A 16277-nucleotide genomic window follows, 5' to 3' on the forward strand; every position below is an offset into this window, starting at 1 on the left:
TCTACCCAATATATTCAATATTTTACCGACGTAGTTTTATACTTACCGTAACTTGCGTTGATATTATGTTATCTTAGACAAATTTTCATCAATGGTTCATAGTTTTTAATGAAGAAGGGCATGGGGGATGGGGCATGGGGCATGGGGAATGGGGCATGGGAAGAAAGGATTCTAGTCTGACTTAGATACTTAGGGTTAGTTTTACTTACCTAAATCTAGAGGTGCAATGTAAAAGAGAGATTTTTCTGTTCTGTTGACCCCTATAGCTGATTGAATCTCAGTGTTCTATGATGCTTTCCTTGGGTTTTTCTCCCATACCCAATGCCCCATGCCCCATGCCCATTGCCCATTGCTCAGTTTGAGATGCTAATTTATTGATTAGGAATCCTGTCTATATTGATACAGTTTAAGGCTCTAAGTGCAAGAATATAGTTCTGAAATCTCACCACCAGTTTTGTGCCAAGGGCGTAACTGCCCTTTAGGCTCACAATCAACACTCCAAGAATTACCACTTTACAATTTTTCGGTAGAAATTAGCTGTTGTGCGGCAGAAGTTGCTAATTTTTTTGATCAATACCCCTTGCTCCCAGGAGCGATTTTGGTAGAAAAGGGGAAGTACATGGGGATGATTTCTCGGCGACGACTGTTGGAATTGTTAATCCGTCCTTGTGGACAAGATTTGTTTTTTCAACAGCCGCTAGGTGTTGTATACAGCTATATTCGCACTGCAATTGTGCAGCTTCCGGATACTACGCCGATTTTAACAGCGATGCAGCAAATATTTAGGCGATCGCCAGAATTTTTCGCGGAACCGGTGGTAGTGCAAACAGCTCCTGACATATACCGATTACTAGACGTACAAGAACTAAATATAGTTTCTTGGCAAATTCGGGGAATCGAAACTCAGGTGAGGAACGAACGCAGCCAAGCCCAAATGATTCAAAATGATAAGATGGCGAGCCTAGGGCGTTTGGTTGACGGAGTGGCACACGAGATTCTAGATCCGGTAAATTTTATTTGGGGTAACTTAACTCACGTTGCTAACTATAGCCAAGACTTGATTAAGCTAGTAGCAGCTTATAGTCAAAACTCATCCAATACTTCTGTAGAAATAGAGCATCTCAAGCAAGAGATTGAATATGATTTTTTAGAAGAAGATTTAAAAAAATCTCTTGCTAGTATTCGGACAGGTGCAGAAAGGTTAAAAAAATTGGTTATGGGGTTACAAAACTTTTGTCATATTGACGGAATTTATCCAAAGCCAGCTGATTTACATAATTGTATAGATAATATTGTTTTGCTAATAAATAGCCGCATTAAGGGAGAAATTGAAATCGTCAAAGAATATGGCCGTCTTCCCCCAGTGTATTGCTTTATTGGCGAATTAAGCCAGGTATTTATGAACATTTTAAGTCAAGCAGTCGATACTTTGCTTAATGAAGCAGTAAGACAGCAGTTCAATCCGGATGGCGATCGCAAACCCTTAATTAAGATTACTACAGCAATTATTTCACAAGAGGCAACAACACCAGGACTCTTCTCTCGCTGGGTTTCTATTCGGATTACGGATAATGGTCCAGGATTGTCTCGAAAGTTACAGCAGAAAATAATTGATTCTTTCTCTTTAGGGAAACAAACTGATAAAGAAACCAGCTTAGCAGTCAGCTATAGAATAATAACCGCCAGACACGGCGGTCGATTAAATTTTCATTCAAAACTTAGCGTCGGAACGGAGTTTGAGATCTTACTACCTTTAACTTAACGGTTGTGGGGTGTAGGGTGTAGGGGACAGGGATCACAGAGCAGCGAAGCAAGCAGCGTGAGAAGGTTTCCTTTGCTGAGGTAACTGGTAAGAAGATAGAGCAGGTAGCAGAGGGGCAGAGGTACTCTATTATATAGGTCAATTGCTAGCTGCAAGGAATTAGTACTGCTTACCTCCCCTGCCCCTACACCCTACACCCCACACCCTACCCCCTTTGAACTAGCGCCAATTCCATAATTGAGCGATAATAAAAATACATGCTCAAATTATCTTAATATGTCATTTACTTCTTGCTCCTGTTGCGTTGTTGTCCTCAATCAACAAGAAGAGCAAAATAACTATCACCAACATCAGTGTGAGCAAGCCACTCTCAACGAGAGAGAGAAGCCAGTTAAGACTGCTACTGTGGTTGAAAATGGGCGAGTTGTGATCAAACAATTGCAATCACCAGCTAAACAAAGCTCACAGGAAGATTGACTTGTTTAACTGCTGCAGCAAAGGAAGGGGCAAGGAAAAATTTCTACCCCCCTTCGTGTTTGCGTAAAACTTCTGGTGATCAAGAATCTAAAGGTACAACATTGTGAAAGCACTTGTAGTCTATGTAACGGTTCCCGTCAGGTGTTGTATGAATGATATCCACAAAATTATTGTTCCACAGGATATCATAAGGAGTATAAGTGTAACGGGCATGAACAACCTGTGCAACTGTTTCATCAATTCCACTAAGGGAGACAATAATTAAAGTATTTGTTTGAATCAAGGATTCTTGTGTTATACCATAAAGTGGACTAGATTCAGTGATTGGATGCATTCCTGACCAGCTTAATGAGAAACTAGGTGATCTGTGTCTTAGCATTTTAAGATCGTAAATACGACGTATATATTCCCCTTCAAGAGTCACGTCATCACGCATTAAGTACACTGACATTTGCGCCTCTATTATCTGGTTACGGCGCTGGTTAGCGGTGCGAAATATTAACGTGGGGACTCCTTCGTGAGGAGTGATCACGGCAACGCTACTAAACATGACGCGCGCTGTGGGTTTTGAGAACCGGGCAAAAGCTAGTCCTGTTAAAACAGCAACTCCTATCGTGCCTGTCATAGCTTCAATAGTGACAATGATATTGGCGTAAACAGTTTTGGGATATAGCGCACCATAGCCGATAGTTGCTAAAGTTTGAACACTAAAAAAGAAGTCATCTAAAAAAGAGCCTGGTCGAGCGTTTGCAATAGAATCACCTCCTAGCATGTAAAGTAGAGCAAACACAACATTGTGTGCTATGTAAAAAATAGAAATAAATATTAGAAAGCTAGTCCAAGAAATTGTCAGCAGCAGATGATAAGGATCACGTAAGTAGGAATACCAAGCATTCATACCTGAGATATGGAAGTGACCATTATCCACTTTAATATGGATCCGTTGCTGCCGGTTTTTTAAGAATCTTTTTAGTCGAACGTTCATTAGGAGTAGATCAAAAAACTATGTATGGTAAGCACTATTGCTCACCATACTACCAAATTACTTGTTCCCAGCTTAAATTCTACTCCTGTATTTATTGACTAGTAGAGGTGTGGGCAAACCATTCTTGGTATTTTTTCTGGTATTCCTCATTCTCTACAGTAACCGTGACTCTCACCGTTTTGCATCCATGATTTCTTTCAAGGGCGATCGCATTTAAAAGTAAACTAGCGATTTTAGGCGAGCTGAATTCACCACTGACACTCATCCCACTGTCAAGACTCGCTGGCTGGACTTTTTCTGATTCTATCAACCCAATTCGCGAGATTTCTTCTTCTCCTAAATCAATTTCTGCAAGCTGCTTGTGTTCTGGGCTAACTTGTTCGACAATCAGCTTTTCTCGTCGTACTGGTACTTGTATTATTCGAGTTTCGATTTCTTTGCGAACAATAACTTCTCCAACTTTCCGCTTGCTACGGTCAACAATTATTTTTTCTCCTAGTAACCGAATGATTTCTTCTTCTGGAACCTCGACATTTTCGGAAACAACTGAATTATTATTGTTATTTATTACTTCCATATTTTTTATATTCTTACTGTTTATTTCATGGTAGATATCATCTTTTTCTATAGACATGATAGTACTTTCTTTTTTTATATTTTCAAAATTCGTGTGTAATTTTCCCAAATCTATTTTTATGAAAACACATTTAAGCCTCGAATCAATTTTTTTAACTAGGCTACTGTTGAGGTTAAAATAGATTTTGTTTTCTGTATCACTATAAACAACAAAATTGAGTTGACGTTCAGAGTCAACCATCAAGTCTGTAACTTCGCCTATTATGTTTCCCTGGCTATCTACAACGGCAAATTTTTTGACTCTCTCACGTAAATTTTTAAGTGAAGTATCAATTCTGGTTTGCTGTTCTAAACTAGATCTTTTTAGAGAAATCATTTTTATTTAAGCTTGATGAAATCATGCTGGCATGATGTGACTAATTGATATCAAATAAATCATTGATTATTAGTTATTCACTAATAATCAATGACTGATTAAATCAACATTAAATTTGATTTATCTTTCTTCAATTGGAAGATTTCCAGAATTCACATCCAGTTCTTCGCGACGAATCTGTTCTTGCGCCTCTACAGTTTCTTGATCTACTACTTTTCGTACTCTGACTTCTTCTCTAACAACAGCTTCTTTACGAATATCTGGTGTTTCTTCGTAAAGTTCCACACGAGCGACTTCCCCTTCTCTAAAGTTTGCCTCACCAGGGGCAACTGCTCTACCTGCATCGGATGGAGTAACTCGCTCAACAACAACTCGATCTTTTTCTAAAGGAATTGCAACTCGTGCTGTCTCAGTTTCAACGTGTTTACCAATTGTTACTTCCCCTGCTTTCTGACGCGTCTTACTTGCTATTAAGCGCTCTTCGTACAATCTTAGTGTTTGATCTTTGTCATCTAATCCGTATAAGGAAGGCTCTCTTTCATAAGAGTAGGTATCACGGTTGTATGCTGAAGGGACTGTTGGCTGTTGAACTCGTGTAGCATCAATAGGGTTATTTACAGCAGCTGAGCTTTCAACTGGAGCAGATGTATCTAAAGGTGTAGCTACGCCTTGATTATATTCTGCGGGATTACGGTATACACCGCGTACACGTTCTTCGTAGTCGTAATCTAAAGTATCGTGCTCGTTAAACTCAGGTAGATTGTCTGCTTGTTCTCTTGTCATCCCAACAGCATAAGCACGACTAGTATTATAGTCGATTCGAGAGCGACCTACTGGTAACAATACTTTTTTCCCAAAGATCCAGAATCCTAGGTCAACTACCAAATAGCGGAAATGTCCTTCATCGTCGACTAATACATCGCTAATAGTACCAATTTTTTCGTCAGTTCCATCTGCGTAGATGGCCATTCCTTTAATATCATTACCTTGAAAGGTATCGCGGTAGTTTGGATCGTAATCTGATATTTTGTAAAGTGCCATATTTTTTTATCCTCGAATTGTTTTTACTGTTGTAACTAATCTAAAAAAATCTGCTTTAAAAATCATCTTCCCATCGAATGAATTTAATTCAATAATTAGTTATGATTTTAAAGTTTATCGAAGTTATAAAAGAGGATTCAGGATTCAGAATACACGACCTATAAAGGTACGGTGTTTTAAACAAAAAGTTTTAACCTCTGTCTCGTAAATAAAGAACGAAGTTTTAACCAATAATTATTCTGAATCCTGACTACTTTATAAATTAATTGTTAGACGCTATCTATTGGCAAATCGCCTTGAGTCTGAACGTCTAACTCTTCTCTGCGAATTGTTTCTTGTCTTTCAACAGTTTCTTGTTCTACAACTTTCCTGACTCTGACTTCTTCACGAACGAACGCCTCTTTACGGATATCAGGCGTTTCTTCATAAACTTCTACGCGTGCTACTTCGCCCTCTTGAAACTTCAATGTGCTTGGATCTACTACCGTTTCTGTTGGTGTAACTCGCTCGATGATGACTCTCTCTTTTTCAAGGGGAATTGCAACCCTTGCTGTTTCTGTTTCAATATGCTTACCTACTGCCACTTCCCCTGTTTTGACGCGATTTTTGTTAGCAATTAATCTTTCCTCATACAGTTTAAATGTTTGATGCTTCTGCTCATTCAAATTATACAGAGATGGATCATGTTGGTAATCGTAGCTGTCCCGACTGTGAGTGAGATTGTCAGATGTCGGGCGATACGCTCTGCGTACCTGTTCCTCATAATCGTAATCAACGGTCATGCTTTCTTTGTATTCAGGCAACTGTTCTACTTGGTGCCTACTCAATCCATCTACATATACTCGGTGAGCATTATAATCAATGTGGGAAAGACCAATGGGTAGTAAGATTTTTTTACCGGTAGAATTGAAATCAGAGTCTATGACTAAATAGCGAAAACGGCCTTCTGGATCTACTAATGCGTCGGAGACTGAACCGATCCTCTCGCCTCCCTCTGTGTAGAGACTTAAAGATTTGATATCATCACCACCAAAAGTTTCTTTATAATCTGGATCAAAGTCTGCTAGTTTGTAAAGAGGCATAGAATTTTTACCAAGAAATATTTAAATTAACTATAAAAACTTATCGAGTTATTTGCATCTTGCTGGCGGCTTATTTTAATTGTTTAAGGTTAGTATTTTTATAGCTAAATCTTAGCCACTGGATTTATGGCTAACTCCAAATATATATTCCGAAAGATTGAATAGAACTCTTATAATATCTGGTAGTGAGGAGAGGGACAGTTTCTCAAGCTTTCAACTTTTACTCATCAATTAGAATTGTTAGATAAATTTAAAAATAAAATTTATTAAGCAATTTCAACAAATGTAGCTAGCAACTTTATCCCTCGGTTTTGCACGTGAAAGCGGAAAGGTAAGCACCGTAAACTTTCTTGTTTTCTTCAATAACTATTTTCGTTAATAGGTAAGTAGAGAAATGTCTCGTCAGGCTTGGTTATCACAGTTAGAACAAAATCGAGCGATCGCAGTGATCCGCACTACAGAAATATCATTGGGACGCAAGATGGCTTTCGCTGTAGCATTTGGAGGAATGCGGTTAATTGAAATTACATGGAGTAGCGATCGCGCTGCCGAATTAATCTCGCAACTCCGCACAGAATTACCCACCTGCATCATTGGCACTGGTACTATATTCAACATGCAACAAATGCAAGAAGCAATAAAAGCTGGCGCGCAATTTATCTTTACACCTCATGTTGACCAAGCTTTGATTCAAGCAGCAGCAAGTCTAGATTTACCAATTATACCAGGAGCGCTCTCGCCTACAGAAATCGTCACAGCTTGGGCAAGTGGAGCAACTTGTGTGAAGGTGTTTCCAGCACAAGCCGTAGGAGGTGCTAATTATATAAAAAGTCTACAAGGACCAATAGGGCATATTCCCTTAATCCCAACAGGGGGTGTAACTTTAGAAAATGCTAAGGAATTTTTAAATGCGGGAGCGATTGCAGTAGGTTTGGGTGGAGAACTGTTTCCCAAAAAGCTTGTGGAACTCGAAGATTGGGAGGCGATCGCTAAACTCGCAACCAATTTATGTCAACAGTTAATTTAGCATGAGAATTCACAGCCTATCTCTATAGCGCAGCCATAGAGTGGGAATTATAGAAGCACAAGAATTGAGTGGACTTCTTATGAAAAGTCTCATATCTCCTCATTGGGTGCGTCTTTTGAAGTTATTTCTGATAAGTGTAGCGCTGAACTGTACTGTTGTTGGTGTCCTTTTAAGTGAGGTGTGGGCGAATTCAACCAAACAGATCATTCAAGAAGAAAAAGTTACGCTACAACAATCTGATCAACGCTGGATAGAGATTAACCTGACGACACAACGCTTAACTGCTTGGGAAGGAGCAAAACCTGTCTATGCAGTTGTTATTTCCTCTGGGAAAAAATCTACTCCTACACTCATTGGGGTTTTTAAGATTCAATCCAAGCAGAAGCTTGCCCGAATGAAAGGTGAAGACTATGATGTTCCTAACGTTCCTTATGCAATGTATTACGACGCTGGCTATGCTATTCACGGAGCTTATTGGCATCGACAATTTGGCAAACCAATTACCCACGGTTGTATTAATGTCGCACCAGATCATGCTAAATGGTTATACCAATGGGCGTCTTTAGGAACTCCAGTCGTTGTGAGCAAATAGTTTTTGCCAAATTGGCAAGTACTTTGATTAAGACAACACTATTGTAGGTCTTGAGAAGGGAATAGGGTATTGGAGCAAGGATGCCTTCTTCTTTCATGCTATGGAATATCCCTACCCCTTCATCCCTACGTGAGATTTAAGATTGTGTTCAAAGTCAACGTTCTCGTCAAAGTTGAAGACACACTCAGGGTTTTAGTCAGGGTTAAAGTTGTAGTTGATGATAACGTTTTAGTCAAAGTCAACGTTTTGGTCAAAAATGGTAATGGGCATGGGGCATAGGGCATGGGGCATGGGGAATGGGGCATAGGGCATAGGGCATGGGGCATAGGGCATAGGGCATGCCCCTAGGATAACTGTGCTACAAGTTGATTTTCTAACAGCGTTTCATTCGTTAACAAATCCTCAACTGTGATTCGCAAAAAGCGTTGCTCATCAACTCTAAAGAAGATTTTAATGCGATCGCTCCCAGGATAACCAGGCGGCGTCAGTTGAGCTATGTTTCTTGCACCATCTTTGTCGTTCAGCGGTTTCACACTTGTTGTACCGTCGTCAAGGCGACGAGTAATTAAGCGATCGCCATCAAAATAAACTTCAGTACTACCTGTATCTGCTCCCAATTCTCCCATAATCAATTCAATACTGGGTTGACTTTCCACAGAAGCACCCAAGAGTAATTCTATAGATTGAGTCATGGGGTAAGGTTGTCCAGCTCTAATAATCGGATGCCAATTGTGTTGATTACGACGACGATCCCAGTACCGAATACCGTAGCTGTGGTAGAGAAAATCTTTAAGTTCTACACCTTGAGCCAATTGTAAAGCACCTTGAGCGATCGCTTCAAAGGGACGCTCGCAACGGATTTTTGCTTGATCAAAATACTGCTGTACCCATTTTTGTACTGCTGGGAGTTGCACTGTTCCCCCGACTAGTAAAACTGCGTTAATATCTGAGGTTTCAATTCCTTGGCGTCGTGCTTGCTGTAACAGACTTGTCATCGACTCATCTAGTAACTCAAAAAATGAGTGTTCTTGTAAAATAGTCTCTAACGTGTCGCGGTTAATTTCTAGTTCGTAACTTTCAAACGTCTCATCATTAAAATAAACTTCACTAGCCTGAGTTTGGGTAGATAGCTGAATTTTCAATCGTTCTGCTAACCTGATTGTTAAAGGGCTCGCCACCAGCCCTTGAGTTTTGGTAAAGTGATCAACTACCCAATTATCAATATCAGTACCGCCCAAATTTTGACCAACTTTCGCGAGTACACGAGCAGTTTTTACCTTTTGCTTAGAATCAGTTAACGACTTATCACCCCATTTGAGAAGAAATCCTAAAGGCTTTTGGGCTCCTTGTGTGCTTTTATCCAACTGCACCAGGGATAAATCCAAGGTTCCGCCGCCAAAATCAATGACTAGGAGAACTTCTTGCTCTACCATACCATACCCCAAAGCTGCGGCTGTAGGTTCATCCAGCATCCGCACTTGTTCTATGGGGAGAGCTTGACAAACTTTTCCTAACCAATGGCGATAAGCTTCAAAGCTATCTACAGGTACTGTTAATACTAAAGACTCTAAATCACCTTGTGATGATGTTAATTGCTGAATTACTTTGGTAAGGAACCATTGTCCTACTTGCTCAAAAGTAACTGTTTGCTCGTCGAGTTCCGGTAAGAAACCTTGGATTGGGGTACCGATACCGCGTTTGAAACTCCGGAAAAATCGCGGATCATTTTTCAAATCCAAACCGCGATCGCGCACTTGTTGTCCTACTATAACTTGTTCTTTGGCTGCATCTTCTACATAAAGCAAGCTAGGGATTAATGGAGGGTTTAAATTTTGTTGTATTGATAAACTCGGTATGTTAAGTGTTTCTGGCTGTTGAGTTACGGGGTTCCAACGAGCAATAACTGTGTTGCTTGTACCAAAATCGATTGCGATTGCCATGTTATTTCAATTTGAAAAATCGCCCATTTCGAGATGATATCGCCAAATAGCTGTAGTATCAATTCTCCAGAAGCCACCAAGAACGTAAATAGGCGATCGCCTCTTCTTTACGTTTAGCTTCGATTTCTATCCAAGGTGCTTCGCGGTATACACTCGGCATATCAGTGATCAACTCGCTGTGTTTTCTGTCGTTGAAAGCCTCTTCCCCATTAGAAATATGGACTAACTGCCAATCAGGGTTCGCCCAAGTTTCCCGCGCTGCGTAAAACATTTCCGCTACACTAGGATCGTCATAACTGTCTAACTTTTCGTGACAAATTTGATGATGAGCATCAAATACCAGGGGTATATTGGCACGCTTACAAACTTCTAAAATTTCGCTTGCACTATAAGCGTTTTCGTCATTTTCTAAAGTTAAGCGACTTTTAATAGACTCTGGCAGTTTTGAAATAACTTGCACAAGTTGATCTACCCGCTGAGATTTACCACCATGAATGTTCATCAATGACCAAGATGAACGTGGTAAACCGAGTAAATCGAGTGTACGAGCGTGTCGTTCTAAAATTTTGATACTTGTTTCCACCACTTGCGGGTTATCAGAACTAAGAACCACGAACTGATCCGGATGTAGCACCATTCTTATGTTCAATTCTACCGCTCGTTGCCCAATTTTTCTTAAATCCGGGCTCATTTCCTCTAATATATTTTCCCCAATTCGATCTTCGAGATCACTCAGAGGAAATAAAGCAGAAGTCATGCGATAAAGCTGAAGATTGTTTTCCTCGCAAAAAGATAATGCTTTATGCAAGCGCTGCAAGTTATCCTGATAAAGTTCTCTGAGCGTCGCTTCACGTTGTTCTAAAGACATCTGAGAGTAGCGCTTAAGTGTGATGGTACGGAAACGCACTTCCTTAGAAACAGTAATGCAAACCAGTCCTAAGTGCGGTAAAGCACTTTTTTGCAACTGCTTTGCATTCGATAATTTTGAGTCAATTGTTGAGATTAAGTTGGATTGCTGCACTGCTGAAATAATGAACTTATCCAGACTGGCTTTGCCTGAGTCTGGTGTTTATATAATACATATATTGTAACAATTAGACTTTTGCTGTTTTTCTGCTTTCCTGAGGATTTTTCAAGAAGGCTGCTATATCCTTCAAAGTCTCTCTCGGTCTGCTTCATATTGGCCTTTTTTCGTTCATCTATCTCGAGATTGAAGGTAAGTTATACTGGTTGCAAGATACATCAGTAATTCGTCAATGATCGGACAGACACCAGATGAGAATCACCCTGAACCTCGACGAATCCCTTCTCAACGAAGCCTTTCAACTTACCAACCTTACTAGCCAGGAAGAATTGCTGAAACTGGCTCTGCAAGAACTTGTGCGTTCCCGTCGTAAGAAAAACCTGCTGGATCTTGCGGGACAAATTCAATTTACTGAGGATTTTGATCACAAAGCTTTGCGCGAAACTCGTCATGCTGCTGATTGATACGTCTGTTTGGATCTGAACATCGACGTGTTGAAGCGATATTTGTCCGAATCTTAGAAGTACCCTAATACTGATGAATGAAATTGAGAGCTAATAAGGGACTTTCAGGAAATCGAAAATAAGCAGTGCGAGAATGATGATTATCCTCACACTGAGCGACGGAGAAAGGGTCAGCATTGTCTGACCCTTTCTTAAATAAATTATTTGGTCATATTGACACCAACAGGCAAACACACAAACAAATCGCCTAACTGATCTCCTAAAAACATTATTTATGTATAAAAAAATACAATAACACTATTAAATCAAGAATTTTTAATGTACCTTTTGGTAGTTATGTCAAGTACATTCAATATTATTTAATATAATAAATATGTTCGATCTTAGGAGCGATAAAAGTTAACGAGTGTAATCCATATCTAGCCGGAATTGTGCCTGTAGCCTCAGCCGCTGCTGGTAAATTCCTCATAATCATCAGGTTGTTCACCAACAAAGCAGAAGAATCATGAATAATCAGGAACCATCAGACTCTTTGGAATTTCTGGGTAATCTCAAAAACGGCATTTGGCTATTTGGTATTTCATCTTGGCTATTTGGAATCACCGATCGCAGCATCGCTTCGTTTTCAGATGGTTATCTATCAGCTTTAGATTTAATGCAACTATTTACGGCTGCGACATTCTTTGTCGCTTGGATATTCCTCAAGCCAACAACATCTAAAGTGGAGTAGTAGATTCTAGAATCTGGAGCTGCTGTAACAGGGAGAAGTGCTGAGTAGAGCTTAACTTGCTCTGACGGGCACTAATCAAAAGGCGTTGTTGCATACAGATACAAATTACCGTCATACCTAACCCTATCTCCCAATAAGGAGAAGAAAGCGAAATTCTTGCCCTTCTCCCTGTTGGGGATGGTTAGGGTGAAGGTTAATGGTTTAGGAATCTCCCAACAATGCCAGTCAAAGGATGGTTCTCCTATTACAACCTCCAAAGTTTACTATGTAGGCTGTGATACCAATTTTCTGTGAAGCTGCACATTATTTTTACCCCTCCTAACCTCCCCTTGGCAAGGGGAGGAAAGAAGGCGGTGGGGCTCTTATGCGTCTTTATATAAAAATGGTATGAGGATATATAATTCAGTAATGGCAGAAGTACGCCTTGTAAAAAATCAGGAAGAACTGAACGATTTGCTCTATCAACGATGGCTAGTGCTAAGAGCACCGTTGGGAATGGCTCAAGGAACAGAAACAGATGGACATGAAGAGGGTGCTTGTCATCTAGTTGCTGTTTCGGATAGTCAAATTATTGGCTCAGCAAGATTAAGATTGCTTTCTGAAGATTTAGGTAGCATCGCTTTTGTTGCTGTGCTACCAGAATTCCGCAATCAAGGTATTGGCACAAAGCTGATGGAACAGTTGATAAAAATAGGTATTGAAAAAAATCTCCAAATTTTGAGATTAAAATCCCGAATCAATGCTATTAACTTTTATGAGAGACTAGGATTTGTAGCAGAGGGGGAATTCTTTGATTATTTGGGTATTCCTCACATTTTTATGTCGTACAAGTTACAAGCTTCTTCTCGACAAGTGAGAGGTTAGCTACAACATATTTATTACATACTATCTCTTTCTTGGTATAACAAGAACCCTTTAAGTTTAAGTTTTTTGTACTATAGTTTACAAGATGGGCTTGATAAGTTAGCGAAGAAGAATCCGGTTTTTCAACAGTTAGCTCTGCTTGAATCATATTCTTCTCTGCACTAGGCTCAATGATTCTACCTTGAACTTTATAATTAAACCAATCCCATCCTACCTCACGCATTAGTTCTCTTTCTAAAACCTGAATGGCTGTTGGCAGAATTCCCCAACCACGGTAAACTTTATCTAAGCAATTGATATCACCGGTACGAGTCAAAATTGACTTGAATGACTCAACATCGAGCATACCGTAGTATCTTCCTTCTGGTAAGTCTATAGCTGTTGGTGCAAACCGATGTCCACCAAAGTGGCTAGATTTCCAAACACGGATATTATCAAAGCCTAAATCAGAAATAGTGTTTGTAGCTTGGTGGTAGAAGGGATTACCATACCTAGCACAGCAGACGTCATGACTACCATGGGTACACACTAAAATATCTCTTGTTACAGTTGTTTGTGACTCATGATTAAGAATTCCATTCCGTAACCATTTTCTCACTACCGGTGCAACTTGCTCAATATTGGATAGTTGAAACTCATGTTTTTGGTAGCCATTATCAAACCCCTCTTTTTTGTCATAAATTATGAGGGTTGTACTGTCTACTTTATGCGATCTATTATTAGAAATTAACAGAAATTTTATTGGCAGTTTATTTTGCTTCACCTCTTTTTCTAAAACACGCAAATTCTCAGGAACCCATTTAGAATTAAATGGATCTGATAGCCAAGGTTGAGGACACTCAACAAGGATATAAGTTTGGTAATTGGTAGCACTACCAATAATATCTTCTCCTACTTGTCGTGAATGGTCTGCACAAAAGAAAGTGTTCATTGCTCATGTACTAGTTGGTTGAGTTGAATAGCAAATTTTAGGTGGTAGCTTTGTTGCTGCCTAAGGCAAAGTAAGCCTTCGACTACTAAGCGAGACAAAAAGTCACAGTTTTTATGGGAAAATATTTCTCTATAGCAGAGACAAGTATTCCTTGATGTGTGTTTTTTGAAAGGAATCAAAAGAGCAAATTTATCTGGCTCTTTAGCAAGTATAAATACTGCTTTGCTCGTCGAATTCTTTGTTAAGAATTCTTCTAAGATATTTAATATATTCCTAAAATAGCGCATACTGCAAAAGATTGTCAGTAACTAGGTACAAGTAGGGTTAAGAGTAACAGTTTATGCTTTGGTTCTCCTTTATTTCTAGCTTAGATGCTAAAAATTTGCAATTATTCCTTAGTCATATACCCATTATCTGAATCTGAGTATAACTGAATAGCAATATTTTTATCTAACGCTTATATATATTTTTGCTCTGTTTCAAGCGGTATTTTGCTCGCAGTGAGTAGACTTTGTAAATTCCTTTGTAAATTCCTTCGATATAGTTTGCCTCCTAATGTATTAATCGTCTGTTCACGTTCATACGACATAGATGTAAATTACATCGGGCTTGATTTGGGAGTCTGCATCGAGTGTAACTGAAGCCAATAATAAAAGCAACCTATTGACAATTAATACTGTTAACCATAATAGAAAGTAGGGGCAAACGCCGTTTACCCCTACTAAGCTGTTGTTTTGGAGGTTTTTGACCTCTCCTCTGGCTAAAGCCAAGAGGATTCTAAACTGATGTAGCGAAGTGCGGATAAAATCCGCACTTCGCTACGTTTGCGATATATTTTCTTTAGCGAACTAAATACGTCATACCGCTTGGGAAGGGTCAAAACTTCCCTTATTACCTTGGCTAGACATAAGCCTAGCTGTGTTTTTACTTTAACCAGGATGTTTGCTGCACCATTACAATCAGCATTGACAACTAGATTGTTTTTGGTCTTATACATTCCGCGCTTAACACGCCTACCTGATGGTTTCCACTGTTCGGGTTTTTCACCGTTAAATTTAGGTAAGAAATCACCATCCAAAAAGCTTGTCTTACTGGTGTATGATTCTTCGGTTTCAGTAAACTGGATACCAATTTCCTCACACAGTGTAAGGATGCGCTCTTTAAGCTTAGACGTCGGGATCTGCACAAAGTTTTGGTTGTTGCGCTTTCCTAGAGTTATCTTGTCCTTAACGCCCTGACCCCAGCCAAACACCACGTTACCAATCTTATGGTTAAGGCAGTAGTTGACAATGAATCTAGCTGTTTTATTGATAGCGTCCCTCATCTGTCGGTTACGCAGTTCTGTTAAATCAGCTAACTCATCATTCCAAAAACCTTGTGGTTTTCCTGTTTTAATTTTCTTAACCTTGCGGTTGTAGTTAGTGTTAAGGGACTTGAGTTGCCTACCATCAATGATGAAAGATTTACCTAGTGTGGAAACGCAAGTTAACCAATTGTTCGTACCAGGGTCGATGCCCAAAGCTTGAGAATGATCTAGTCCCAGCAAGCAGCTTACTGCCTCATTCCCAGATTTGTAAACGTACTCAGCATATAGCTCGCGGTTACGAGGAAGTATCCGAACCTCAACCAATTGATGAGGCTTAAACCCGTATCCCCCTGGAATCCAAACATCATTTAAAATGTCCTTGGATAATTCCCGTGAGATTGCTAAACGACACATCCCTGTTTCTATGTCTAGCTTTACGGCTTGAGCGGGAAATGTGACGACGCTTAACCCGTCTTTGCGATAACCAGGAATACGCGGAAAACCTTTTAACTCACCACTAAAAAACAATGGCAGTAATTCATTGTAAGAGCGAAAACTTTCGATAACTGACTTAATCGTTTGCTGTGCTTGCTGTCCTCCCATGATTTGATAGTGTTCACTGCTGGTAAATTCTTTACATAGTGAAGCATAACTATCAACGCTGATTTTCTTGGTTTTGAACCCAGAGCGGTAAAACTCGTCCTTGTCAAAAAACTCAACCCGTTCACAAGTCTCAAAATGTTTCTGTCTGATTGAGTAAACAACTTGATTTGAAAGCTTTGACGCTTGTTCACAAAGCAAAATCAGGAAGTTGTAAGTCTCGTTGTTAATTGCATCAGTTAATCTAATTTGTTGTGTTTTGTACAACTGGTCATCACCTCCATTTTATTTAGCTATAGTATTAGATACATATTATAACTAAAAAGTTCCAGAAAATGTCTAAACTTTCGTCTAAAGATTATGAGTACCGACACGCTGAAGGTTCTGTAACATCTTTGAATTATCACTTTGTGTTCTGTCCTAAACGTCGAAAAGCAGTACTTGTCAATCAAGTGGCTGCTAGACTCCAAGAAATTATTTTTGAACTAGTCACCGAACAT

Annotated in this window: 16 protein-coding genes; 8 read left to right on the top strand and 8 right to left on the bottom strand. The window is 39.6% G+C overall.

Translation table 11 applies throughout. The features are described 5' to 3' along the window. The first annotated feature begins 418 nt into the window (after positions 1 to 418). Both G4P69_RS03685 and G4P69_RS03690 read left to right on the top strand, forming a co-directional pair. On the top strand, positions 419 to 1762 hold the full coding sequence (locus tag G4P69_RS03685; RefSeq protein ID WP_208348534.1) for a sensor histidine kinase: 1344 nt from the start codon (positions 419 to 421) through the stop codon (positions 1760 to 1762). A 276-nt stretch (positions 1763 to 2038) separates the two neighbouring features. Further along, positions 2039 to 2239 carry a hypothetical protein gene (locus tag G4P69_RS03690; protein ID WP_208345937.1) on the top strand — a complete coding sequence of 67 codons (201 nt, stop codon included), beginning with the start codon at positions 2039 to 2041 and terminating at the stop codon, positions 2237 to 2239. Between the two features lie 79 nt (positions 2240 to 2318). Here the strand turns inward: G4P69_RS03690 and G4P69_RS03695 are convergent, their stop codons facing one another. The 4 genes from G4P69_RS03695 to G4P69_RS03710 form a co-directional block, all read right to left on the bottom strand. After that, the gene (locus G4P69_RS03695) at positions 2319 to 3224 is read right to left on the bottom strand and encodes an ion channel (protein WP_208345938.1); all 906 of its coding nucleotides are present in this window, start codon (positions 3222 to 3224) and stop codon (positions 2319 to 2321) included. A 91-nt stretch (positions 3225 to 3315) separates the two neighbouring features. Then, complete coding sequence (locus G4P69_RS03700) at positions 3316 to 4176, bottom strand: PRC-barrel domain-containing protein (protein WP_208348544.1); 861 nt, start codon at positions 4174 to 4176, stop codon at positions 3316 to 3318. Positions 4177 to 4296: 120 nt separating this feature from the next. Next, positions 4297 to 5217: a PRC and DUF2382 domain-containing protein gene (locus G4P69_RS03705; RefSeq protein WP_208344602.1), complete on the bottom strand. Its 921-nt coding sequence runs from the start codon at positions 5215 to 5217 to the stop codon at positions 4297 to 4299. A gap of 269 nt (positions 5218 to 5486) precedes the next feature. Continuing rightward, a complete protein-coding gene (locus G4P69_RS03710; RefSeq protein WP_208344603.1) occupies positions 5487 to 6299 on the bottom strand; it encodes a DUF2382 domain-containing protein in 813 nt (270 codons plus the stop codon). 394 nt (positions 6300 to 6693) lie between these two features. Between G4P69_RS03710 and G4P69_RS03715 the strand changes: the two genes are divergently transcribed. Beyond that, entirely contained in the window at positions 6694 to 7326 is a 633-nt protein-coding gene (locus G4P69_RS03715; protein WP_208348547.1) for a bifunctional 4-hydroxy-2-oxoglutarate aldolase/2-dehydro-3-deoxy-phosphogluconate aldolase, read from the top strand. 79 nt (positions 7327 to 7405) lie between these two features. After that, positions 7406 to 7918, top strand: coding sequence for a L,D-transpeptidase (locus G4P69_RS03720; protein ID WP_208344605.1), 513 nt, complete (start codon positions 7406 to 7408; stop codon positions 7916 to 7918). Positions 7919 to 8262: 344 nt separating this feature from the next. On the opposite strand, the gene G4P69_RS03725 is transcribed toward G4P69_RS03720, so the two are convergent. Next, the gene (locus G4P69_RS03725) at positions 8263 to 9858 is read right to left on the bottom strand and encodes an Hsp70 family protein (RefSeq protein ID WP_208348550.1); all 1596 of its coding nucleotides are present in this window, start codon (positions 9856 to 9858) and stop codon (positions 8263 to 8265) included. Positions 9859 to 9916: 58 nt separating this feature from the next. Next, positions 9917 to 10861: a UV DNA damage repair endonuclease UvsE gene (uvsE, locus tag G4P69_RS03730; protein WP_208344612.1), complete on the bottom strand. Its 945-nt coding sequence runs from the start codon at positions 10859 to 10861 to the stop codon at positions 9917 to 9919. A 272-nt stretch (positions 10862 to 11133) separates the two neighbouring features. Between uvsE and G4P69_RS03735 the strand changes: the two genes are divergently transcribed. The 3 genes from G4P69_RS03735 (at position 11134) to G4P69_RS03745 (ending at position 12940) form a co-directional block, all read left to right on the top strand. Further along, positions 11134 to 11346, top strand: coding sequence for a type II toxin-antitoxin system VapB family antitoxin (locus G4P69_RS03735; RefSeq protein ID WP_208344607.1), 213 nt, complete (start codon positions 11134 to 11136; stop codon positions 11344 to 11346). A gap of 505 nt (positions 11347 to 11851) precedes the next feature. Beyond that, the gene (locus tag G4P69_RS03740) at positions 11852 to 12076 is read left to right on the top strand and encodes a hypothetical protein (protein ID WP_208344608.1); all 225 of its coding nucleotides are present in this window, start codon (positions 11852 to 11854) and stop codon (positions 12074 to 12076) included. Between the two features lie 408 nt (positions 12077 to 12484). Further along, on the top strand, positions 12485 to 12940 hold the full coding sequence (locus G4P69_RS03745; RefSeq protein WP_208344609.1) for a GNAT family N-acetyltransferase: 456 nt from the start codon (positions 12485 to 12487) through the stop codon (positions 12938 to 12940). Here the strand turns inward: G4P69_RS03745 and G4P69_RS03750 are convergent. Next, the gene (locus G4P69_RS03750) at positions 12894 to 13871 is read right to left on the bottom strand and encodes a sucrase ferredoxin (protein WP_208344610.1); all 978 of its coding nucleotides are present in this window, start codon (positions 13869 to 13871) and stop codon (positions 12894 to 12896) included. The two genes, G4P69_RS03745 and G4P69_RS03750, sit on opposite strands and share 47 nt — an antisense overlap. A gap of 760 nt (positions 13872 to 14631) precedes the next feature. Further along, the gene (locus G4P69_RS03755) at positions 14632 to 16044 is read right to left on the bottom strand and encodes an RNA-guided endonuclease InsQ/TnpB family protein (RefSeq protein WP_243902614.1); all 1413 of its coding nucleotides are present in this window, start codon (positions 16042 to 16044) and stop codon (positions 14632 to 14634) included. Between the two features lie 68 nt (positions 16045 to 16112). Here G4P69_RS03755 and G4P69_RS03760 point away from each other — a divergent pair. After that, the coding region (locus G4P69_RS03760; RefSeq protein ID WP_208348560.1) for a transposase at positions 16113 to 16277 on the top strand (165 nt) is incomplete at its 3' end.

The organism is Aetokthonos hydrillicola CCALA 1050 (assembly GCF_017591665.1).
Taxonomy (GTDB): domain Bacteria; phylum Cyanobacteriota; class Cyanobacteriia; order Cyanobacteriales; family Nostocaceae; genus Aetokthonos; species Aetokthonos hydrillicola.